Genomic DNA, 20,983 nt, shown 5'->3' on the forward strand with positions numbered 1-20,983 from the left:
CGCCCACGGGGGGGCCATACGGGCCGGGACGAGATTATGTAGCGCGGTAGCGCGGCGATTTTCGCAGTTTAAGTAGGCGGTGCGTCCGTCCCACGGCGGACGCAGATCCAGCAGGGCGGCGAGGCGGCAGCACCGCGGCGCGGCTGCGCCAGTGGCTATTGAGCAATTGAGCAGACGCTTGAGGACGTTGCTGAAATTGTTGAAGGACGTGTGTGCGGCTCATACGGATTGCGCTTTGCCAACTGCCTCGCTGACTACTGGAAAAGATCCTCGCTCAAGGCGCGAACGTAACGTCTGCAACTCGCGTTTGCGCTGCGAGTCCACTGCAGGCCCCGAAACACAATCACTGGGCAATTTCCGTCCTTGACCATGAGAAGACCGCTCGACGCCGCGACCTCATCCGCAAACGCCTGTTGGGTCACAGAGAGCAGGCGACCATAGGCGTCCGCTTTGCCAACCCAATCGACAAAGGGATCAATGCCGTCGCTTCCAATGGCGATGTTCACCAGGCCCTTTCTCCAGGGTCGACCAAATGTGTCCGTGACGACCACACCAGGACGAATCCCGGCAACCCGTTCGATACTGTCAGCGATGGCTGTCGCGCTCGCGTCGGGATCGACTGGAAGGAGAAGCAGCTCGCCCTCGTGGTCACCCAGGTTCGATTCATCGATGCCCGCGTTCGCACACACCCAACCATGCTTGTGTCGAGCGATGATGATGCCGTCGGGGGGCGCCGCGACAATCCTGACAACGTCGACACTCTCGTCAAGGATGGCTTGAACTTTTCGCGGGTCCTTGCCGCATCGAGTGCTGATCTCCAGGGCGCGAGCGTCGGGCACGATGTCCGCAAGGCGCCGGAAGCGTCCCTCAGATTTCGAGACGACTTTCTGCGCGACGGCAATCACGTCGCCATCTTCCCAGACATGGCCGCATTTCAAGAATGTGCGCTGAATCAGTTCCCCCAGGTCGTCGCCCGGAAGAACTTCGGGGATACCGTCCAAGCTAAAAATTTCGAGACGCATAGGGGATCAGGCAAGCAAAAGTTCGAAGCGCATCGAATGGCTCAAGACGAGACAATCCTCGATCGTATCAATGTCATGACCCATGAATGGGAGTCTGGAAACTTCGCACGAGAGACCTGCGGACGCACAGTATTTCTCATGCAGCAACGCGGATTCATGACCGTAGAGAAAGTTGAACTCGCACACGCGATTCAAATTCAAGACTATCGCGTTTGTGCCGCCGTCTCCCGCGCGAGCGATCGCGACATCGTTGCGATCTGCGCTCTCCAGCAATTGCCTTGCCTCCTGGGCAAGCCAGACCGGGATGTCGGCAGGGACAAGGATAAGGCGATCAAACGCATTCGCGCGCGCCCAGGCGAATGCGACTTCCGCCGCAGCATTTAAGCCTGCGGGGGGGCCTTCACTGATCGCCAACGAGCCACCTTGTCGAGCCCGCTCGGCGATGCCTCTCGACGAAGTGACCACAAGGCGCTGCGTCGATGGAAACTGCGATTCGAAGAAGGTCAGCGCCCGATCAAAAAGACTACTCGAAAGATGTGCGCGTCGCTCACAAGACATATACGGCGAGAGGCGCGTCTTCGACTCGGCTAGATCCTTCATCGGGATGGCAACTACGGTCTTCATGCTTAAAGCCCTTCTGCAAGGCTACAGATGCGCGTTGCTAGTTCGCGAGACTTGTCGGCGTCCGACATGAGTGTGGGCATCTGAACGATCTGGTACGGCACTCCGGCACGCCAGTCATCTTCAGGTTCTTCGTCTGCATCGATCACGAAGGCATCGATAAGACCTTCGTACCGTGCGGCGATAGCTTCCGAACTGACCGGCTCCTCAAGATCTTGCAGTAACTTAACCAGCGGGCCTTTCACCGCCTTGCCACCAATGAGCGGCGAGACGGCCACCCGCTTGGCGGAGCACTCCGAGAGAAGCGCACGAAAATTGCCAACTGAAAGCATCGGGCCGATCGACAAGAAGGGATTCGATGGCGCAATGACAATGACATCTGCTTCGCGGATCGCCGACTGCACTCCGGCTGTGACATGCGCATGCTTCGCGCTGTCGGTGACCACTGCCTTCACGGCGGGTTGTCCCCGGTCTCTGACAAACCACTCCTGAAATCTTAGAAGACCAGACGTCGTCTTGATCAACGTCGGGCATTCCTCATCGGTGACTGGCAGCAAGGTGGCTTTCACGCCGAATTTTTGCGCCACGAGTGACATGACCTCGGTGAGTGACCCACCTGCGCGCAGAGCCGTAGAACGATAGATATGAAGGCCGAGGTCAGCATCTCCGAGCGTCATCCACGTGTCAGGCGCCTCCAATTTTTGCAGGACAGAAAGCGAGCGTGTGGTGTCGCCGTCCACGCCCCATCCGTGCTTGGGATTCACAACGCCAGCCAACGTGTATAGGACGGTATCCAGATCCGGACAGACCCTCAAGCCATGAAACCAGTCATCGTCCCCGACGTTGACGACGACTGTCATGTCTACCTCAGGGCGGTTAAGAAAGCCTAGAGCCATCCGTGCGCCGCCTACCCCCCCGGCGATCACGACGACCTTGATCTGCTTGGGGTCGACGCTCATGGGACAACTCTCGAGCCGGTCACCGAACGAACGAATTGAATCGGATCGTGGCTTCGCGGTTTCAGCGTCCCCAAGTCCACGGGTTCGTGATCGTCAAAATCTTCTAGCCTTTCATAGAGAGTGTTCCTGCGCACCGGCCTGCGACCCGCATAGCGGATGAGACGCACCATCTCGGTGGAGGTTAGCTCTTCCCCGAAGTCCGCGCCGGCCGACCGCGAGATGGATTCGTCCATCAACGTCCCACCCAGATCGTTTACACCTGCATGGAGCAAATCACCCGCGCGCTGCGCTCCCAGCTTGACCCAGGACACCTGAATGTTGTCTATCCATCGAGCGAGCATCAGGCGCGCGATTGAGTGCATCTTGATGTGCTCCTCCATGGTCGCACCGGCTCTCACGCCGGGGATAGCCTTTTCAACGTATAGGGGTGATTCCGAATGCACAAATCCCAAGGGCACAAACTCAGTGAATCCGCCAGTATCCTTTTGAATAGACCGCAAGAGGTCGATGTGCGCGGCCCAATGGGAGGGCCCATCCACGTGCCCGTACATGATCGTTGAGGTGCTCCGCAAGCCGACTTCGTGCGCAGTGCGAATCGTGTCAACCCATGCCTCAGTGGTCAGCTTGTTGCGAGTCAGTTGCTTGCGGACCTCAATGTCCAAGATCTCGGCCGCTGTGCCAGGCATAGAACCCAGGCCCGCGTCCTTCAACTCGAGCAGGAACTCCTTCGTCGGCATTTTTCGCTTGTGCGCACCAAACCAGACCTCGAAAGGCGAAAAGGCATGAACGTGCATATTGGGCACTTGCTTCTTCACCGCGAGAACGAGATCTCGGTAGTACGTGGGGGGAAGATCTGGATGGAGTCCTCCCTGCATGCACACTTCTGTAGCACCGCGATCCCAGGCAACCTGGGCGCGATGCGCGACCTCTTCCATGCTGATCCATTGCGCCTCCGCGTCCTCTTTGCGCTTGGCAAAGCCGCAGAACCGGCAGCCCATGTAGCAGACATTTGTGAAGTTGATGTTTCGGACGACCACGAAACTGACCTCGTCCCCGCTGCGTTGCTTCCTGACAGTATCAGCTGCTCGCATTACCGCGGACAGTTCACGGGGCGAGCACCGAAAGAGCGCCTCGCCCTGCTTACGCGACACTTCCTCGCCACTGAGCGCGAGCTCAAGGATCTCGCGAACTCCGGGAGTGCATTCCGAGAGGAGCCCTCCCATTGGCTTGAGCAGTTGGTCAGCGGCGCGCGGCTGAGCATCGTGAAGTTCGAACATAGCTAAAGTCCTTCTCAGTCGATGAGCACGGCCGTATCGGGGTCGGCGTGAATCTGTTCCAGGGCATAACCGTCTGCTCGAGCCATGCGGCTCAGAGCTGCCGCAGCGCGTGGAGCAACGAAGTCCTTGTCCCGGACGTAGCGCGGGTAGGTCGTTAGTCTTTCAACAAGCACGACGTTTTTCTGGGCGCAGCGGAACTCAATTTCGTCGATCGCCGGCCAGGCGCATTCCGGATTGATGTGGTCGGCGGTCAAAGGGGATACTCCTCCCCAGTCGTTGATGCCAGCGTCCAGATAGCTTTCGAAGGCCTCGCTAAGGTTGGGAGGTGCCTGCAGGGACACCTCGGCCGGAAGAATCAGTCTCGCCACCGCCAAGGTACGAAGCATGTCACTCAGATCGGGTTCGGAATGTCGCGACATCGCCGTGCCGGGCTTGGCCTTGAAGTTCTGGACAATGACCTCCTGAATATGGCCATATCGCCGGTGCAAGGATGCGATGGCTTCAAGGCTATCAACACGCTCGGACCATGTTTCGCCGATGCCGATCAGGATTCCCGTCGTCGTAGGCGTTGATTCCGCACCAGTTGCCTCCAAGGTCCGAATTCGCTGTACCGGGACCTTGTCGGGACAAGCGTGGTGCGCCATGCCCGGCCGAACAAGGCGCCGACTGATGTTCTCGAGCATCATCCCGACGCTTCCGGAGACTTCTTTCAAACGTCGTGCTTCGCTTCGCGTCATAGTTCCCAGGTTCACGTGCGGGATCAGCGTGCTCTCTTTGAGCACGAGGTCGCACATAGCAACAACATATTCGAGTGTGCTCGAATAGCCAAGCGTCTCGAGCATTCGGGCAGCCTCTGGATACCGAAGCTCCGGCTTCTCTCCCAAGGAGAACAGCGCTTCCTTGCAGCCGAGCTCCTCACCGCGGCGCGCGATCTTCATGACTTCATCAGGGCTCAAAAAGCCTGCGCCCGGTTCGCCCGGCTGTTTAACGAAGGTGCAATACCCACAACTGTCACGGCACAGATTCGTCAATGGAATGAACACCTTCCTCGAGTACGTAGCCACCCGACCCCAGTGTTCGTCTCTCTTTCGAGCGGCCGAGGCGAGCAAATTCGCTAGTTCCTCGCCAGCGGCATGCTCATAACCTAGGCATTCAGAGCGAGAGGTCATGGCTGCTTAGGATAGGGCCGCAGTGAGCACGATCTCGATCTTCCAAGCAGGGTTGCCAAGCTTCGCCTCAACCGTGGCACGCGGCGGTGCGTTGTCAGCGGCGACCCAGGCATCCCAAACGATGTTCATCGCGTCGATGTCCTTGATGTTTGCAAGGAAGATTTGGCACTGGAGAATTCGACTTTTGTCGCTGCCGGCCTCCGCGAGCAGGTTGTCGATTTGCTGGAGCACTGATCGAGTTTGACCTTCGATGTCCATCGACGGATCTTGAGGCACTTGACCTGAGAGGTAGGCCACCCCCGCGTGGACGGCGATTTTGGACAGGCGCTGGCCGACCTTAAATCTTTGGATGTTCATGTCTGTTTGAAGGTTGAGAGTGGTGAGACCTCAGACGGGGACCTTGGCGGGAGCCCAGATCCGGATGCCGGCGTGGCTGAACGGCACCTTTTTGCTGATGTTGAGGCGGATCAACATCGGTGTGATGGCCTCGATGCATCGAGCGTTGACCGCCGGTCCACAGTTGTAGGCCTCAACTCCGAGGGACTTTACAAGTTCGACGATCTCGTCAGTTGCCGCGACGTCGTTACCGCACGCCAGAATGTCACAGTTGATCGTCTCTCCCAACGCGTTCAGAGTGTGCGCCGACACGTTATGTAATGCACCAACGACCCTGTACTCGCTGCCAAGAAGCGCCTGTGCAGCTTCTGTCGCGGAGCCCTCCGCCGGCATCGCTATTGCGCGCGGGTTGCCTTGTGCAAGTGGCACGACCAGATCGACAAGAATCTTTGACTCGATCATCGGCTTGATGGCCCGAATCGTCTCATCATGACCCGAGTAGGGCACCGCTAGCATCACGACTCGATCGGCAGCTTTGACGGCTGACTTATTGTCCAATCCGACAACGGGATGGGCATCGCTATATTGGCTCAACTTTTGGTTGAGTTCAGCCACGATAGCCTTGGCGCGCTCACCATCGCGCGAGCCCAGGGCAACGGGAATACCCGCTCGGGCAAAGCGTAGGGCGAGCCCCTGGCCCTGGGGCCCGGTTCCTCCGAGGATCGCAATGGTCTGTTGGGTAGGATTCGATGTGGTGGTCATGATTTTGAGAAAAGCTAGTTGGAGAAGATTTCATTTAGCGCGTCTTTCTGAACTCCCCGCGCGATGACGACCAGTCGACTGCGATGATCCGTCGACGGCCAAGAAGAAAGCCTTGCCGGCGCCGCGAAGACGTGTTGGACGCCTTGGATGACGTAGGGCTTGCGATACTCACCCAGTTCCAAAAGGCCTTTCACGCGCAGCAAGTCCTGAGGTGGGATACGCCGCAACTTCTCAAGCCACATGGAATACTTCTCCCACGGTATCGATTCGTTCCAGAAGTAGGCGTGGGAATCGATCCGAGCGTCATGATTGAAGGGACCCAACGGACCCGATCGAATAGGGGCAGGTTCCTCGTTGTCAGGCCCGCTCAACTGCAGATCGAGCAAGTTGTTCGAATCGGCATTCGCGTAGATGAAGTCGAAGACCCCGTGGGGGAGATCTACAACACCCGGCGCGACCTCCTTTGAACGCGACACCGCAGCGGTGGCGTTAAGGGATCGCACCGATGATTTGAGGACGTCAACTGTTTCAGGAGCGCAAAGGTCGGTCTTCGTTAGGAGCACGTGGCTCGCGAGAGCAACTTGATTTCGGGCTTCCGAGTGGTCGAGGATCTGTTCAAGCCCGTTGACTCCGTCGACCGTGGTAAGTACACCGTTGATCGCGAAATGCTTAGCGACGAACTTGTCGGCGATCACGAGTTTGAGCATCGGAACCGGATCAGCCAGGCCGGTCGTCTCGACCACGATCCGGCTGAAATTAGGCACCCTGGCTTGAAGTCGATGTCGATAGAGAGTTTCAAGCGTATCGACCAGACCGTTACCTATGGTGCAGCAAATGCACCCTGAGTCGAGCAACACGACGTTCTCGTCCGCTTGAGAAATAAGCAAGTGGTCGAGCCCTACCTCACCAAACTCGTTGACGATCACTGCGGTGTCGCGAAGCCGACCATCCCGCAGCAACGCATTGAGGGCCGTCGTCTTTCCGCTCCCCAGAAATCCGGTGAGAAAGGTCACAAAGATAGCGTGAGGGAACAGCGCTGACATGGCCGATTTCTGCCGCCTACTTCAGGACGTTTGCGGCCAGAACTTCGATGACTTCATCGCGCGGCTTGATGCTTGCCGCATCCGGAATGGCAAAAGCGATTTCATCGATGCCCAGACCAGCTAAGGCATCGACTTGCCTCTTGACGTCTGCGCCGGTGCCAGCGAAGGTATAGCGGGGAACAAGCTCGTCGGGCACCAAGGCTGCGAAGTCCGCTTCCGCGCTTCCATGTTGCGCATAGTTATACGCTTGCTTGACCTTCTCGGCCGTGGCTTTGGTCAACGCGTCTACTTCGCCAGGCATTCCTCGAAGGATCGCCCGCGCGATGTTGTATTTGACAGCGTTGATAGACTCGCTGGGATTCTCATCGTTCGCGTGGCAAGCCGCCCAGACGACGATCTTGATCTCGGCTGGGTCGCGGCCCACTTCCTTGGCGCCTTCGTGAACCTTGTCGATCGCGGCCTGTAGGAGATCAGGCGCAACGCCGTTCATCAACACGACTCCGTTAGCCATTCGTCCAGCGAGCTTCAGCATCCGAGGACCGGTCGAAGCGACATAGATTGGCACCTTGCGATCGATGGCGTGGCTGATGGTGGCCGTATCGCCTCCGGGCACGTCAACGGTTTCACCGCGTAAGAGGTCCTGAATCATCTTGAGCGATGCCTCGAAGTTGTCCACTGTCGAGATCTGCAGGCCCATTGTCTTCAAGGCACTGTCACCAACGCTGATGCCAAGGGTCGCGCGGCCGCCGCTGAGTTCGTCAAGCGTCGAGAACGCGCTCGACGTCACCGTCAGGTGACGAGTCATGGGATTGGTGACTGCGGTCGCGAGGCGAATGCGTTTCGTCTGGCTAGCGATCGCGCCAAGCAGCACATATGCCTCCCGCCAAAGCAGGTGGGAGTCGGGCACCCACATGGTGTGAAATCCGAGTCGATCTGCAAGTATGCCGGTCGCAACCATTTCTTGTGCGCTGACATTTGGGTAGGTACCCACACTGAACTTCATCATCTATCCTTTCAAACCAAAATGGCGACCAAGGTGCCCAGCACAGGCTTGATCGTTAGGACAAGTGACCACCGGTGCTACCGATGGTCCCGGTGCGCGAGCAAGGAGCACCCCATCGGTCATTCGCCGCTGGAAAGGATCTTGTACAGATCGGGGCGACGATCGCGCCACCACGGGAATTTCTTGCGCTGCGCGCTGACGTTGGCGATGTCGATTTCCTGGACGATGAGCTCTGCGATCGTGTTGCTGGCTTCCTTCAGGATCGTGCCGCGGGGGTCGACGATCATGCTTCGGCCCAAGTGCTCACGCACGCCTTCGGCACCCACCTTGTTGGAAGCGACAACGTAGACGCCGTTTTCCAGGGCGCGAGCGCGCATGGCCAGGGGCCACATGGCGTTGCGGTGCTCCGGGTCGCTGTACACGGAATAGCAGATCGGCATGAAGATGATTTCCGCCCCACGCATCGCGAGTACGCGCGACGGTTCCGGATACAGCCGGTCGTTGCAGATCTGCACGCCGATGCGAACGCCATCGACGTCGAAGACCGGCAGGTCGTTGCCTGGCGTGAAGTAGAACTTTTCGAAACTGCCCGTGCCACCGGCCTTCTCGTTAGGGAAGTACGCGGGAATATGGGTCTTGCGATAGGTCCCGACGATTTTGCCCTTCCTGTCGCAGACCATCGCTGAGTTGTACATGCCGGTGTCAGCGTGCTCGCCGTAGGGAAGGATCAGCGCCATGTCGTGCTTCTTCGCCGCCTCGCGGATCTGCAAGAGCAGTTCGGAGTCCTGACGAACGAAGAACCGGTCGAAATTCTCGATGAGCTTGTTCGGGAAGAAGGGCGACATGAAGAGCTCACAGAACGTGAGCATTTGCACGCCCTGCTCTGCAGCCTTCTCGATCATGGAGATTGCGGTGGGAACCATCGAGGCCATGTCCTCGGACTCCACTGGGCCGGTCTGTGCCGAACCGACGATTAACTTCTTGCTCATGAGCGTCTTTCAAAGGTTGATCGATCCAAGGGACAGCCAGCTTGACGGCCTTGGCGTATCTTCATAAGATACATTTTTATCGTATGCCGATCCGAGACACGGGTCAAGTGGGACGTCGAAATTTTTGGTATTGGCATGCCTAGCCCCTCCCTCCCGAACTAGTGCGTGCTGCACTGGTTCGGTGCCTTGAAACCTGGAGTCACACATGGAATTTGATTGCATCGTCCAGAACGGAACCGTTGTCTTCCCCAACCTCGGCGAGCGCCGAGTGGACATAGGAATACGTAACGGCAAGATCGCGGCGCTCCTCGAGATGGGGCACGACGCCAACGCTAAAGAAATCATCGACGCGAGCGGAAAATTCGTCTTTCCGGGTCTTATTGATGCCCACATGCACTTTGGGATCGCAGGAAGTGCGGACGAATATGCAACTGAGACCGGCGCGTCCGCTCAAGGAGGTTTCACCACCGTCTTGGGATACCTGCTGAACAGCGTGCCGTATTCCGAATCATTCCCAGCGCAAAAAGCGCTCGGCGAGAGCCAGTCGCACATCGACTTCGCCTTTCATTTCGGCATGGCGCAGGAGGAACACCTCGCGGAAGTGCCAAAGTACATTGAAGAATTCGGCGTGACGTCGTTCAAGTACTTCACAAACTTCAAAGGGGACGAAGGCCTTTACCTTGGCCTCACCGGGGCGGACGAGGGGTTCATGCTCGACCTGATGCAAGCGGTCGCCCACTATCCGGAGGCGAAGCTTTCTATCCATCCCGAGAACATCGAAATCGTACGCAGGACACGTGCCAAGCTGCAGCGCGAAGGAAGGGATTCGCTGCGCGCCTGGTCTGAATCCAAGCCGACGATCAACGAGGCGCTTGATACCGTCAAGGCGATGTACTGCGCCAAGCAAACCGGCTGCAACATTTACTTCGTTCACGTCACCAGCCGGCTTGCATTGGCCGAGATCCGCGCTTTTCGGGAGCATTCAAGCCTTGTTCACGCGGAGACGTGCCCGCAGTACCTGACCCACACGATGGATTCGGATGTCGGAAGTATTGGCAAGGCGAACCCGCCCTTGAAGACTGCGGACGACGTGGAGGCGCTTTGGGAGGCGCTCGCTGATGGCACGGTTCAAGTAGTAGGAGCCGACCACGTCGCTCGCAAGAAGGCCACTAAGCAAAAGGACATCTGGCAATCGTCTCAAGGTTTCCCGGCCACGCCGACGATTCTGCAGATTCTCCTGAGCGAAGGGGTCCACAAGGGTCGCCTGAGTCTCCAGCGCGTTAGTCAATTGCTTTGCAAGAATCCCGCAACCATCTTCGGCATCGGCGATTTCAAAGGTGACATCTCCGTCGGCTTCGACGCCGACCTGACCATCGTGGACTTGGACAAGGAAAAGGTGGTTTCAGCGAAGGATTTCGTTTCGTTCTCGGACTACAGCTTGTACGACGGATGGACGCTTAAGGGCTGGCCGGTTCTGACCATGCTCCGTGGCAGCACCGTGATGAAAGACGGTGAGCTTGTGGGCAAGCAGGGCTTTGGAAAGTTCTTGTCACGGACCTCGTCACACGCTGCCTGATCCGGACGCAAATGAACACAACCTACACCAAGCCTGTACGAAGCGTCGCTGTAATCGGCGGCGGTATCGTGGGAATGCTGACTGCATGGAGTCTTCTACGAAGCGGCTTCATGGTCACTGTCCTTGAAAGAGACCTCTATGGACTGGGCTGCTCGACCGGCAATGCGGGCAGCGTCAGCGCCGGATCGGTCGTACCTCTTGGTATGCCTGGCATGTGGAAGCAGGTGCCAGGCTGGATGCTGGATCCGGATGGACCGCTACACATTCGAGGCGACCACGCGATTCAAGTCCTTCCTTGGCTCGTACGATTCCTTGTAGCTTCAGGCGCTGACAGCGTGGAGCGGATTTCACATGCGCTCAAAGCTCTCACAGCGCCCTCCTTGAAGATTTACCAGGAGGTCGTCGACCAGGTTGGAGCTCGCTCGCTGTTCGAAGTCACCGGCCAGTTGCAGGTGTACCAAAGTGCCGAAGGCCTTTTGAAGGACGCGGCGGGATGGGCACTTCGGCGAGCCCGAGGCGTGGAGGTCCGAGACGTGGCCGCCGGCGAGATCAGGGATCTCGAGCCAGCCGTGGCTCATACATTCACGCATGGCGTCTTTCTGCCCAATGAGGGCATGATCATCAATCCTGCCAGGCTCATCAAGGAAGTCGGAGTCGCGTTCGTTCAGAACGGGGGGCGCATTGAGGAGCTCAGCGTGCAGGGCTTTGATGTCAGTGCTGATCAGCAGGTCAGAATTCGGGCGTCGGGCCGCTTGATCGAAAGCGATGCGATCGTTGTCGCGGCCGGGGCTTGGTCCCACACGCTCGCTGCCGAACTTGGCGATTCAATTCCTCTTGAATCACAGCGCGGCTATCACGTCATGTTTCCCGAGTCCGGTGTCAGCATCAGTCGCCCAGTCGTAGCCTCGGAAACGAAGTGCTTCGCCACTCCGATGGAGTTCGGCTTAAGAGTGGCGGGCACGGTGGAATTTGGCAGTCTGGACGCGCCAGCGAACTCGCGTCGCGTCGAAGGCCTTTTGCGCCACAGCAAATCGCTGTTTCCAGGCCTTGAGACAGCGCACTATTCGGAGTGGATGGGCAATCGGCCCTGCTTGCCCGATTCGCTACCCGTCATCGGGCGAGCGACGAAGTTTCCATCGGTCTACTTTGCCTTTGGGCACGGTCATCTTGGGATGACCTGCGCGCCCATGACCTCCAAGATCGTCAGCGACTTGATCGGAGGCAAAGAGCCCAGCGTAAATCTTGAGCCCTACAGGCCGGATCGCTTCTGACCTCACACGCTCCCTCCTACGGAGAGAGCGGTGTCGTTGAAACTGCAGATCCGAGCCTCCAAACAACCTTGTCAATTGGAAGCCGTGCGCGAATCGGACCGCGGACCGTTGGCCAACCCACGGTGACAAGCGCTTGCGCTGCCCATCGCTCAGGCACCCCCAATGCGCTACCGACAAGGTCTGCGCAGAACAAAGGGGCACACATGACGCAAGCACCTAGTTGTTCTTCGTGAGCGCTGTTAAGGAGGTTCTGCGTTGCCATCGCCGTGCTCTGGACTGCCATGGTCTGCTCCGCCTGACGCCGTCCCGCATCAGGATATTGATCCATGTCTTCCATCGTCGCGAACACAAAAATCAATACCGGCGCCTCGCGTATTCGGCTTCGAGACCTAAGCACGTCGGCTTCGACGGCCTGCGCCGCGTCACCGTCGGCGGTGCGATCCTTGCGCAAACGATCGGCCATTGCGTCAGAGATTTGGTCCTTGAGGCGCTGCTCTTCTACAACGACAAAACGCCAAGGCTGACGGTTGTGGGCGGACGCTGCTGAGGTTGCAGCAACCAAGATGCGCTCCAGGACCGACGCAGGAACCGGTGCGGACGTATATCGTCGAATCGACTGTCTGATCCGTGCGCTGGGCGGCGATGCGGCGCTACTTGCCTCTAGCCCGCCATCCCTCCAAGGCACCAATCGGCAACCGCTCAATAGAGTAACAGGGCCGAGAATATTAGTACGCATGCAATCGCGAAGGCGATCAGGTCTGAGTTCGCCAGAGGTGTTGCCGCCTCCGCCTCCTCCTCTTCATAGGTGGCGAAGACTCCCGGAAACGGGCTGAAGATCATCGTGCGCTGCACGTCCTGAGCAGGAGCAGCAGCCGGACTTGGATCGAATTCGTGAACATCAAGTTGAATGGGCTTCATAGAGGCCTTAGGTTGACGAAACCGCAGCCAACATCTGCGTTTTTCGATACACTTTGATCTTATTGCGATACGCCCCGTTCAGTCAACCTTGCCGGGGTCGATAAACTCTGACTCGATAACTCCTTCATTCATCTATGACAGTGAAATCTGAAAGTAGTGGCGAGCAAGGCGTTGCGCCGGTGGCCTCCACGGAAGAGACGGGAGTTGTGGAAGAGAAAACAAACTCCAAGTCGGACAGCGGGCTCTACGTGGGTTCCGTTGACAAGGCGTTTGAGGTCCTCCGAATCCTTGGGACATCGCCTGTCCCAATGGGGCTCTCCGAGGTCGTCAAGGTAACGGACATGGGAAAGAGTTCGGCTCAGCGGTTCCTGCACACTTTGACAGCGTTGGGCTATGTCAATCAGGATCGCGAAACTAAGGCCTACTCCATCTCCGCACAGATCCTCGATCTGGCAAGCTCTTACCTCGGCACCGAGGGCCTGCGGGAAAAAGCGACGTCAATCATGAGAGCGGCGAACCTGCAGACTGAGGAAACCGTCAACCTCACGCTCCTGGACCGATTGAGCGTTGTCTACCTGCTTCGGTATCCGGGTTTCCATCAGATCAGTGTGGACCTTTCCATTGGCTCCAAGTTGCCTGCATTTTGTACTGCACCCGGTCGCGCAATCCTTGCATTCATGGAAGATGGCGAATCGAACTGGATCCTCGAGAAGTCTGACATCAAGGCCTACACGCCGTATACCGTCACTGACAAGAAAAAGATCGTCTCTACGTTTCGTCAGATCAGGCGTGCTGGCTACTTCATCAGCAACCAAGAGGCGTTTGTGGGTGACATCTCAGTCGCGGCTCCTGTATTTAACTTTGCTGGACGCGTCGTCGCCGCCTTGAACATTGCCGTCCCCACGTCGCGCTGGACGGTCGCTCAGGTGGAGGAGAAATTGATGCCGATAGCGGTGCAGAAGGCGCTGGAGATCTCCTCGGCGCTTGGCTTCTGCGCGAATCCTTGATGTTCTAACCCGGCGCACGTCGATTTCTCAAGGTACCCAGGGAGCGACCCTCTCCTCCAGTTGCCAACACAGCCGGTTCTCTATACGATACAAAAGTATCGCAGCAAGATGCTGCCAAATTGCATTTTGTAAGGAGAGCGTCGTGGCGAGTTACGGAACAGTTCTTTCGCTTGCAGAGCTGAGCATGGGCTCGGGCAAGCAAACCGAGCAGGAGCTTCGGGTCCAGCTTGCGGGTACCTACAGGTTGTTCGCGCACCTTGGATGGGACTACCTCACCTTTGGACATATCACGGTTGCGCTGCCCGGCCCCGAAAAGCACTTCTTAATCAATCCCTTTGGTTTGCGGTTCGACGAAGTCACAGCGTCGAACCTAGTGAAGATCGACGCCCAAGCGAACATCGTCGAGCCGAGCAAGTACCCGGTGAACCCTGCCGGTTTTTTCATCCACAGCGCAATTCATACGGCGCGCGAAGACGCAGTGTGTGTCATGCACACCCACACAACTGCGGGGATGGCCATGGCAGCTGTCGAAACCGAAATCCTTCCCGTGGACTTTGCTGGTTCGGCTGCGCATGGACGTATCGGCTATCACGACTTTGCCGGCGTTCATGCCGACGAGTCCGACTGCGCAGCCCTTGTGTCCAGCCTTGGAGAGAAGAACTATTTGATGCTGCGAAACCACGGGATACTTACCTGCGGAACATCGATCGCTCGTGCATTCCAGCGCCTCTACTGGTTGGAGACGGCTTGCAAGGTGCAGACAACCGCGTTGGCAATGAATTTGCCAATCCGCAAGGTAGACGTCGAAGTCGCCGCAAAGCATGCAGGTGTTCTGGATGGGGACGATGGCGAATTGAGCCTTGCTGCGATGCTCCGGCTGATGGAAAAAATCGACCCCTCTTTCAGAGACTAGGGGCGTCTAGTTTTGGCCTTGTTTGAAAATCGCGCAAGAACGGCGCTGGTCGCCTTGGTCACTGCCGTAGCTGCTTGGCAACCGTTGCAGGCGGCGGCCGACGGGTGGCCGGATCGCACCATACGCTTGGTCGTTGCCTACCCGCCAGACGGAAGCACGGACATTACGGCTCGCCTGTTCGCCGAAGTCGTGTCGCGCAAACTGGGGCAGCCAATCATTGTGGATAACCGCTCAGGCGCCAGCGGCACGATCGGAGCGCTTGCTGTAAGCCGGGCACCTGCGGATGGCTACACGCTGCTCTTCGCGGCCTCGCCAGAGGTATCCATCGCGCCAACCACATTCAAGGCGCTTCACTATTCGCCCACCAAAGACCTTGCCCCCATCAGTTCCATCGGGCTTGTGCCTTTCCTGCTGGTCTCCAACCCCGCGGTGCCGGTCACTGATGTGAAGTCGCTGATCGGCTACGCAAAGGCGAACCCGGGCAAGCTCAACTATTCATCACTCGGCAACAACACTTCCAATCACCTGACCGGGGAGTTGTTTAGCCTTGCCGCTGGCATCCAGACCTCGCACGTGCCCTATCGGGGGAGTGGACCTTCGATGTCAGATCTGATGGGTGGCCAAATTCAATACAGCTTCGATACTCCCACGGCGGCAATGCCGAATGTGCGAGCCGGCAAGCTTCGGGCGCTGGCCGTCACGTCTCAGCAGCGTCTTTCTTCCGCTCCAGTTATTCCAACGGTCAGCGAGAGTGGTTTGCCAGGCTTTTCGGCGTCAACGTGGTTTGGACTGTTTGCCCCATCCGGCACGCCGGAGGCGGTGCTTGACCGCTTGAACGCTGAAACTGTGGCTGTACTGAAGTCACCGGACCTGTCGGAAACTATGAAATCCCGCGGCATCTTGCCGACGGGCGACTCCCGCGCGGTTTTTCGATCTTTCCTTGCAGCAGAAATTGAGAAATGGAAGAAGCTTGCGATCAGCGTGTCAATCGTTCCTGAATGAGCGAGCGCCGCTTAGGTCGCTTGATGCGCAGCAACTAGGCACTCTTGGAGCATGAGAGTCGCACGGGTCGGTTCAGGCGAGCGGCGCAATATGCTGACGAATCGGCAGGAGTAGCGAAACCGCTTAGATTCAATCGCTTGCATCAAGCCGTCCTTCTCGAAGACTCTGGCGTAGTGGTTGGGCAGGAAGCCCAGATACCGGCCCGAGAGCACGAGCATCGCAATTGCCTCTTGATCGAATCCCGTGGCCTTGTTCACCAAACGGGCACGATGACTCAGTTCCATGTTTGGAGAATGAAACCCGAGGCCGGCGAACGCATAACTGCGTAACTTCGCCCAAGTCAGCCCGGTATGTGGCAAATTGAAGAGCGGATGCCGTGAGCCGCAGTACAAAAACATGGTTTCGCCGAACAAGTCGGCATAGGCGAGGGCCTTGGAGCTTCGGTGGACAGGAATGACGCCGACTTGATAAACGCCGTCAAGGACTCCGCGTTCGATCGCGTTGATCGAACCCACGTGGACATTCAATCGCACGTCGGGTGCCATCGAAGTGAAACGCGCGATGGCGTCATCCATGTGGGCTAGTGGATTGGTTGCGGTTTTGTCGAACACCGCTACGTCTATCTGCCCGCCCAAGCGAAGGTGAATATCGTCAACGCTGCTGCGAAACGCCTCCACGGCGGCGAGCAAACGCAAGGTCTCCTCGTAGATCCGTTGACCGTCGGCGGTAAGGGCGAAGCCCGCTCGACCCCGCCTACAAAGAACGAGCGACAGGCGCGCCTCGAGATCCTTGATGTGCCGGCTTACCGTGGAGGTGCCAATGTTCAGTTCCAGTTCGGCTGCCGTCATGCCCCCACAGTCCACCACGCTTTTGAACACCTTCAGCAGGCGCAGGTCAATGTCACTGACCTGGCCCAGCAGTGCACGGCTTCTCTCGTTTGGCTTCACTTGCATCGACCAGCAACTAAGTTTTGATATTGCATCATTTTCAAGAATAACGGCGAAGTTAACAATCCGGCCCACCCACTCTTTCCTGCTCAGCAGGCGACTCAAATGACCGCATTCACCGTCTCGTCGCATGAAGCGTCGCACCGCACCGACGCCGCTTGGTTAGAAGCGCACTGGATGCCGTTCACCGGCAACCGAAACTTCAAGGCTGACCCCAGGATGGTTGTCGAAGCCAAGGGCGCTTACTTCACTGACGACAGCGGACGCAAAGTGTTCGACGGCTTGTCGGGTCTTTGGTGCACTGGACTCGGCCATGGTCGCCCGGAAATCACGGAGGCGGTGAGCCGTCAAATTGCCAAGCTCGACTACGCTCCCGCCTTCCAGTTCGGCCATCCTCTTTCATTCGAGCTGGCTAACAAACTGAAAGACCTCGCGCCTGCAGGGCTCGACCACGTGTTTTTCACGGGATCAGGATCGGAAGCCGCTGACACATCGTTGAAGATGGCTCGTGCTTATTGGCGCGCCAAGGGGCAAGCCAGCAAGACGCGGCTCATTGGGCGTGAGAAGGGCTATCACGGCGTCAACTTCGGCGGGATCTCGGTCGGAGGCATTGGCGGCAACCGCAAGCTGTTCGGTCACGGCGTCGATGCTGACCATCTTCCCCACACCCAAATGGCAGCCAACGCGTTCACTCGCGGCATGCCGACCGAAGGGGCCCATCTTGCCGACCGTCTCTTGGACCTGATCGCGTTGCACGATGCGTCGAATATCGCGGCGGTCATCGTTGAGCCCCTGTCTGGGTCGGCCGGCGTGATCGTACCGCCACAGGGTTATTTGCAGCGTCTGCGCGACATTTGCACAGCGAACAACATCCTGCTCATCTTTGACGAAGTGATCACAGGTTTCGGTCGCTGCGGTGCGATCACCGGTTCTGCTGCTTTCGGCGTGGTGCCCGACATCATGAACGTGGCCAAGCAGGTGACGAACGGCGCGCAGCCGCTCGGCGCTGTGATTGCGAGCCGGGAAATCTACGAGACGTTCATGGCCGCCGGCGGCCCTGAGTACATGGTTGAATTCCCTCACGGCTACACCTACTCAGCGCATCCGGTCGCTTGCGCTGCCGGCATCGCCGCGCTGGACGTCCTTCAGCGCGAAAACATGGTCGGGCGAGTGCAAGAGCTAGCACCTCACTTCGAGGACGCTGTTCATAGCCTCAAAGACAGCAAACACGTGATCGACATTCGAAACTTCGGCTTGGCCGCTGGTATCACGTTGGCATCGCACCCTGGTGAGCCGGCCCGACGCCCTTTTGAAGTGGCCATGGCTTGCTGGCGCAAAGGCTTCTACGTGCGTTGCGGAGGCGACACCATTCAACTCGCTCCTCCATTTGTGGCCGAAAAGGCTGAGATCGATCGGCTGATCAACGCCCTCGCCGACGCCCTTGTCGAAACCGCGTGAGCCGATGAATTCACCAAGACACCACATGACCAAGCAAATCGCCCGAATCAATCATTTCGTCAACGGAAGGCCGGTGCCTAATGCTTCCAACCGTTGCCAGCAGGTCACTAACCCCGCGACCGGTGCGATTTCGGGCCTCGTTGGCCTAGCGAGCACGGCGCAAGTAGGTGCCGCGGTCGCAGCAGCTCAGGCCGCATTCCCGGTTTGGTCGAATACTCCGCCGATCAGGCGCGCGCGCGTGATGTTCAAGTTCCTGCAACTTCTCAATGAACATAAGGACGAACTTGCGCATCTGATCACAGCGGAGCACGGGAAGGTATTTACAGATGCCCAAGGTGAAGTCAGCCGCGGCATTGACATTGTGGAATTCGCATGCGGCATCTCGCAACTGCTCAAGGGCGACTTCACTGACCAGGTCTCCACCGGCATCGACAATTGGACGTTGCGCCAGCCGCTCGGCGTGGTCGCGGGCATCACGCCCTTCAACTTTCCCGCGATGGTGCCGATGTGGATGTTCCCCGTGGCAATCGCAGCCGGGAACTGCTTTATCCTGAAGCCCAGCCCGACCGACCCGAGCGCCTCGCTGCGCATGGCCGAACTGTTGTCGGAAGCCGGGTTGCCCGACGGCGTCTTCAATGTCGTGCAGGGAGACAAAGAAGCGGTGGACGCGCTTCTCGAACATCCGGACGTCAAGGCCATCAGCTTCGTCGGCTCCACACCCATCGCGAACTACATTTACGAGACTGGCGCGCGCCACGGCAAGCGCGTGCAGGCACTAGGCGGTGCGAAGAACCACATGGTCGTGATGCCCGATGCCGACGTCGATCAAGCGGTAGATGCACTGGTTGGCGCCGGCTACGGCTCGGCTGGCGAGCGATGCATGGCCATCAGCGTGGCCGTGCTCGTGGGAGACGTGGCGGAGCGACTGCTACCAAAGTTAGTCGAGCGAACCAAGAAGCTGAAAGTGCTTGCTGGCGAGAATCTAGCGGCCGAGATGGGTCCGATCGTTACTCGGGCAGCGCATGTGCGCATCACCGGATACATCGCGCAGGGGGTCGAGGAGGGTGCAAAGTTGCTCGTCGACGGTCGTGACTTCGACGTCTCCGTCACGGGTGAGGGTTGTGGCGATGGGTTCTGGATGGGAGGCACGCTGTTTGACCACGTGACGCCTGAGATGCGCATCTACAAGGAAGAGATCTTTGGTCCGGTGCTGTCTTGCGTGAGGGTGCAAGACCTAAAGCAGGCGGTGGAACTCATCAACGCGCATGAGTTCGGGAACGGCGTGAGTTGCTTTACCCGGGACGGCAACGTAGCGCGCGAGTTCGGCCGCCGTGTAGAAGTCGGGATGGTCGGCATTAACGTGCCGATTCCGGTGCCGATGGCCTGGCACGGCTTCGGCGGCTGGAAGCGTTCGCTGTTCGGCGATATGCACGCCTATGGCGAAGAAGGCCTGCGGTTTTACACCAAACAGAAGTCGATCATGCAGCGCTGGCCAGAAAGCATCGGCGAGGGAGCGGAGTTCGTAATGCCGACGGCGAAGTAGAGAGGGGATTCGCATCGCCATGCCATCAGTTGTTCTTGAGACGCATCATAGGCGTCAGTGCCGCGTACCGACTAACTGAGGGGTGGAGTTGAGGGACGGTAGCGAATCCTAAAGCGTGTCGTTTTGCAACTTGGTACGTAGACTCGGGTTGATCGCGTGGGCCGGCACGAGAATGCTGAAGGTCGTGCCGCCCGCTATTGCATCGACGACGAGGGCGCGGCTGCGAGCGCAATGCATGGCGACGTTCGGTAAGCAATCCGTCGTCGTCTCATCGGCTGCGAAGGGAACGATGAAACCGACCGGCCGTGAGGGCCATGGATCGTCAGCCGCCGCACCCGCCGCCGTCACAATGCAGGACCATGTGAAGTTGGCGACTATGGCCGTGCGTGCGACTCGCAGCGAGCCCGCAGTCTAGCCGTGTCATCGTTATCTCGGCGTGCGGGGATGACGGAGAGCTTCGTTGTTGCTTTGCCAAATTATTCCTTGCAGTGCTGCATTTGGCTCGCCCGCAATAGAAGGGATGGAGATCGGCGTGACCCGCTTGCGTGACCAACATGAATGTTGTTCGATACTGCAACGGCGCGGGTTGCCTGTTGCAACCAAACTTTAGGACGGCATTGCAGCGATTGCGGGTGTTCCCGCGCCCGGGTTGAATTCACGCTGTACGTCTGAGACCGGTCTTCCGAGCGTGAAGTCGGCCACGTCATCTACGGCCGGTCACAAGGTACTGCAGACGTAGCTCGGCTGCATGCTCTATGGGCGACGCGCCTTGGCAGGATCGAACGACCGCTATTTTGGTCCTCCAAGTGGAGGTCGGGGCCCGTTGCGGGCATTGGCGATCGGCGGGTGATCGTCTGCAATGCAGCGATGAACTGACTGCCGTTTCCCGGGACTGTGTCCACCGCTTGGGATGCTGCCGCTCTACCGCTGACTACGCCGGCAACGGGGGCTGGGTTTTACCGTCAGTGGCATCCAGCACAGGCCGGGATGCGTTTCTTCGCGCAGGTACAGGCCCTCAGTCCTTCTCGGCGGAAGTCCGCCTGCGGCTGCATAGCCTGCGGAGTCAAAGATTTTCATTGACATGCCTCGACGCGGGCGCAGATCATGCCCGGCAAATCTGCGCGGGCGGTAACTGTAGTTCATCCACACGCTCGTTCCCGGCCGAGT

At 58.3% G+C, this 20,983-nt stretch carries 20 protein-coding genes; 7 read left to right on the forward strand and 13 right to left on the reverse strand.

The window, feature by feature from the left end:
* Positions 1–254 precede the first annotated feature (254 nt).
* The 10 genes from cofE to HCU76_RS35255 form a co-directional block, all read right to left on the reverse strand.
* Positions 255–1,001 (reverse strand): coenzyme F420-0:L-glutamate ligase, encoded by a 747-nt coding sequence (cofE, locus tag HCU76_RS35210; protein WP_218511906.1) that lies wholly within the window; start codon positions 999–1,001, stop codon positions 255–257.
* 27 nt (positions 1,002–1,028) lie between these two features.
* The gene (gene cofC / locus HCU76_RS35215; RefSeq protein ID WP_218511907.1) at positions 1,029–1,646 is read right to left on the reverse strand and encodes a 2-phospho-L-lactate guanylyltransferase; all 618 of its coding nucleotides are present in this window, start codon (positions 1,644–1,646) and stop codon (positions 1,029–1,031) included.
* Between the two features lie 2 nt (positions 1,647–1,648).
* A complete protein-coding gene (gene cofD / locus HCU76_RS35220; protein ID WP_218511908.1) occupies positions 1,649–2,602 on the reverse strand; it encodes a 2-phospho-L-lactate transferase in 954 nt (317 codons plus the stop codon).
* Complete coding sequence (cofH, locus tag HCU76_RS35225) at positions 2,599–3,879, reverse strand: 5-amino-6-(D-ribitylamino)uracil--L-tyrosine 4-hydroxyphenyl transferase CofH (RefSeq protein WP_218511909.1); 1,281 nt, start codon at positions 3,877–3,879, stop codon at positions 2,599–2,601. The genes cofD and cofH overlap by 4 nt, the downstream gene beginning before the upstream one ends.
* A gap of 14 nt (positions 3,880–3,893) precedes the next feature.
* Entirely contained in the window at positions 3,894–5,048 is a 1,155-nt protein-coding gene (gene cofG / locus HCU76_RS35230) for a 7,8-didemethyl-8-hydroxy-5-deazariboflavin synthase CofG (protein ID WP_218511910.1), read from the reverse strand.
* Positions 5,049–5,054: 6 nt separating this feature from the next.
* Complete coding sequence (locus tag HCU76_RS35235; protein ID WP_218511911.1) at positions 5,055–5,405, reverse strand: RidA family protein; 351 nt, start codon at positions 5,403–5,405, stop codon at positions 5,055–5,057.
* A gap of 30 nt (positions 5,406–5,435) precedes the next feature.
* Positions 5,436–6,146, reverse strand: coding sequence for an NADPH-dependent F420 reductase (npdG, locus tag HCU76_RS35240; protein ID WP_218511912.1), 711 nt, complete (start codon positions 6,144–6,146; stop codon positions 5,436–5,438).
* Positions 6,147–6,160: 14 nt separating this feature from the next.
* Positions 6,161–7,189, reverse strand: a complete 1,029-nt coding sequence (locus HCU76_RS35245) for a GTP-binding protein (RefSeq protein ID WP_218511913.1) — start codon at positions 7,187–7,189, stop codon at positions 6,161–6,163.
* Between the two features lie 16 nt (positions 7,190–7,205).
* The gene (locus tag HCU76_RS35250; RefSeq protein ID WP_218511914.1) at positions 7,206–8,195 is read right to left on the reverse strand and encodes an LLM class flavin-dependent oxidoreductase; all 990 of its coding nucleotides are present in this window, start codon (positions 8,193–8,195) and stop codon (positions 7,206–7,208) included.
* Positions 8,196–8,311: 116 nt separating this feature from the next.
* Positions 8,312–9,181: a carbon-nitrogen hydrolase family protein gene (locus tag HCU76_RS35255; RefSeq protein WP_218511915.1), complete on the reverse strand. Its 870-nt coding sequence runs from the start codon at positions 9,179–9,181 to the stop codon at positions 8,312–8,314.
* 205 nt (positions 9,182–9,386) lie between these two features.
* On the opposite strand from HCU76_RS35255, the gene HCU76_RS35260 reads away from it, so the two are divergent.
* On the forward strand, positions 9,387–10,757 hold the full coding sequence (locus HCU76_RS35260; RefSeq protein WP_218511916.1) for a dihydroorotase family protein: 1,371 nt from the start codon (positions 9,387–9,389) through the stop codon (positions 10,755–10,757).
* 11 nt (positions 10,758–10,768) lie between these two features.
* A complete protein-coding gene (locus HCU76_RS35265) occupies positions 10,769–12,028 on the forward strand; it encodes an FAD-binding oxidoreductase (RefSeq protein ID WP_218511917.1) in 1,260 nt (419 codons plus the stop codon).
* Between the two features lie 16 nt (positions 12,029–12,044).
* On the opposite strand, the gene HCU76_RS37430 is transcribed toward HCU76_RS35265, so the two are convergent.
* Positions 12,045–12,764 (reverse strand): nitroreductase family protein, encoded by a 720-nt coding sequence (locus HCU76_RS37430; RefSeq protein WP_218511918.1) that lies wholly within the window; start codon positions 12,762–12,764, stop codon positions 12,045–12,047.
* The gene (locus tag HCU76_RS35275) at positions 12,728–12,946 is read right to left on the reverse strand and encodes a hypothetical protein (RefSeq protein WP_218511919.1); all 219 of its coding nucleotides are present in this window, start codon (positions 12,944–12,946) and stop codon (positions 12,728–12,730) included. Before HCU76_RS35275 ends, HCU76_RS37430 begins: the two co-directional genes overlap by 37 nt.
* Positions 12,947–13,080: 134 nt before the next feature.
* On the opposite strand from HCU76_RS35275, the gene HCU76_RS35280 reads away from it, so the two are divergent.
* From HCU76_RS35280 to HCU76_RS35290, 3 genes are all read left to right on the forward strand, one after another.
* On the forward strand, positions 13,081–13,953 hold the full coding sequence (locus HCU76_RS35280) for an IclR family transcriptional regulator (RefSeq protein ID WP_218511920.1): 873 nt from the start codon (positions 13,081–13,083) through the stop codon (positions 13,951–13,953).
* A 142-nt stretch (positions 13,954–14,095) separates the two neighbouring features.
* Positions 14,096–14,866, forward strand: coding sequence for a class II aldolase/adducin family protein (locus HCU76_RS35285; RefSeq protein WP_371319956.1), 771 nt, complete (start codon positions 14,096–14,098; stop codon positions 14,864–14,866).
* 12 nt (positions 14,867–14,878) lie between these two features.
* Positions 14,879–15,868: a tripartite tricarboxylate transporter substrate binding protein gene (locus tag HCU76_RS35290; RefSeq protein ID WP_218511921.1), complete on the forward strand. Its 990-nt coding sequence runs from the start codon at positions 14,879–14,881 to the stop codon at positions 15,866–15,868.
* An 11-nt stretch (positions 15,869–15,879) separates the two neighbouring features.
* Here the strand turns inward: HCU76_RS35290 and HCU76_RS35295 are convergent, their stop codons facing one another.
* Positions 15,880–16,821 (reverse strand): LysR family transcriptional regulator, encoded by a 942-nt coding sequence (locus HCU76_RS35295; protein WP_218511925.1) that lies wholly within the window; start codon positions 16,819–16,821, stop codon positions 15,880–15,882.
* A gap of 99 nt (positions 16,822–16,920) precedes the next feature.
* Here HCU76_RS35295 and HCU76_RS35300 point away from each other — a divergent pair, with 99 nt between their 5' ends.
* Together HCU76_RS35300 and HCU76_RS35305 are read left to right on the forward strand one after the other, a co-directional pair.
* On the forward strand, positions 16,921–18,273 hold the full coding sequence (locus HCU76_RS35300) for an aspartate aminotransferase family protein (RefSeq protein WP_218511922.1): 1,353 nt from the start codon (positions 16,921–16,923) through the stop codon (positions 18,271–18,273).
* A 25-nt stretch (positions 18,274–18,298) separates the two neighbouring features.
* Complete coding sequence (locus tag HCU76_RS35305) at positions 18,299–19,816, forward strand: CoA-acylating methylmalonate-semialdehyde dehydrogenase (protein WP_218511923.1); 1,518 nt, start codon at positions 18,299–18,301, stop codon at positions 19,814–19,816.
* Positions 19,817–20,983 lie beyond the last annotated feature (1,167 nt).

This window comes from Variovorax sp. dw_308 (genome assembly GCF_019207085.1).
Lineage (GTDB): Bacteria > Pseudomonadota > Gammaproteobacteria > Burkholderiales > Burkholderiaceae_C > Variovorax.

Bases quoted from the DNA above. Each gene is read 5' to 3' on its own strand.
- cofC (WP_218511907.1), bottom strand. From the start codon at position 1,646: ATGAAGACCGTAGTTGCCATCCCGATGAAGGATCTAGCCGAGTCGAAG.
- cofD (WP_218511908.1), bottom strand. From the start codon at position 2,602: ATGAGCGTCGACCCCAAGCAGATCAAGGTCGTCGTGATCGCCGGGGGG.
- cofH (WP_218511909.1), bottom strand. From the start codon at position 3,879: ATGTTCGAACTTCACGATGCTCAGCCGCGCGCCGCTGACCAACTGCTC.
- cofG (WP_218511910.1), bottom strand. From the start codon at position 5,048: ATGACCTCTCGCTCTGAATGCCTAGGTTATGAGCATGCCGCTGGCGAG.
- HCU76_RS35235 (WP_218511911.1), bottom strand. From the start codon at position 5,405: ATGAACATCCAAAGATTTAAGGTCGGCCAGCGCCTGTCCAAAATCGCC.
- npdG (WP_218511912.1), bottom strand. From the start codon at position 6,146: ATGACCACCACATCGAATCCTACCCAACAGACCATTGCGATCCTCGGA.
- HCU76_RS35245 (WP_218511913.1), bottom strand. From the start codon at position 7,189: ATGTCAGCGCTGTTCCCTCACGCTATCTTTGTGACCTTTCTCACCGGA.
- HCU76_RS35250 (WP_218511914.1), bottom strand. From the start codon at position 8,195: ATGATGAAGTTCAGTGTGGGTACCTACCCAAATGTCAGCGCACAAGAA.
- HCU76_RS35255 (WP_218511915.1), bottom strand. From the start codon at position 9,181: ATGAGCAAGAAGTTAATCGTCGGTTCGGCACAGACCGGCCCAGTGGAG.
- HCU76_RS35260 (WP_218511916.1), top strand. From the start codon at position 9,387: ATGGAATTTGATTGCATCGTCCAGAACGGAACCGTTGTCTTCCCCAAC.
- HCU76_RS35265 (WP_218511917.1), top strand. From the start codon at position 10,769: ATGAACACAACCTACACCAAGCCTGTACGAAGCGTCGCTGTAATCGGC.
- HCU76_RS37430 (WP_218511918.1), bottom strand. From the start codon at position 12,764: ATGCGTACTAATATTCTCGGCCCTGTTACTCTATTGAGCGGTTGCCGA.
- HCU76_RS35275 (WP_218511919.1), bottom strand. From the start codon at position 12,946: ATGAAGCCCATTCAACTTGATGTTCACGAATTCGATCCAAGTCCGGCT.
- HCU76_RS35280 (WP_218511920.1), top strand. From the start codon at position 13,081: ATGACAGTGAAATCTGAAAGTAGTGGCGAGCAAGGCGTTGCGCCGGTG.
- HCU76_RS35295 (WP_218511925.1), bottom strand. From the start codon at position 16,821: ATGCAAGTGAAGCCAAACGAGAGAAGCCGTGCACTGCTGGGCCAGGTC.
- HCU76_RS35300 (WP_218511922.1), top strand. From the start codon at position 16,921: ATGACCGCATTCACCGTCTCGTCGCATGAAGCGTCGCACCGCACCGAC.
- HCU76_RS35305 (WP_218511923.1), top strand. From the start codon at position 18,299: ATGACCAAGCAAATCGCCCGAATCAATCATTTCGTCAACGGAAGGCCG.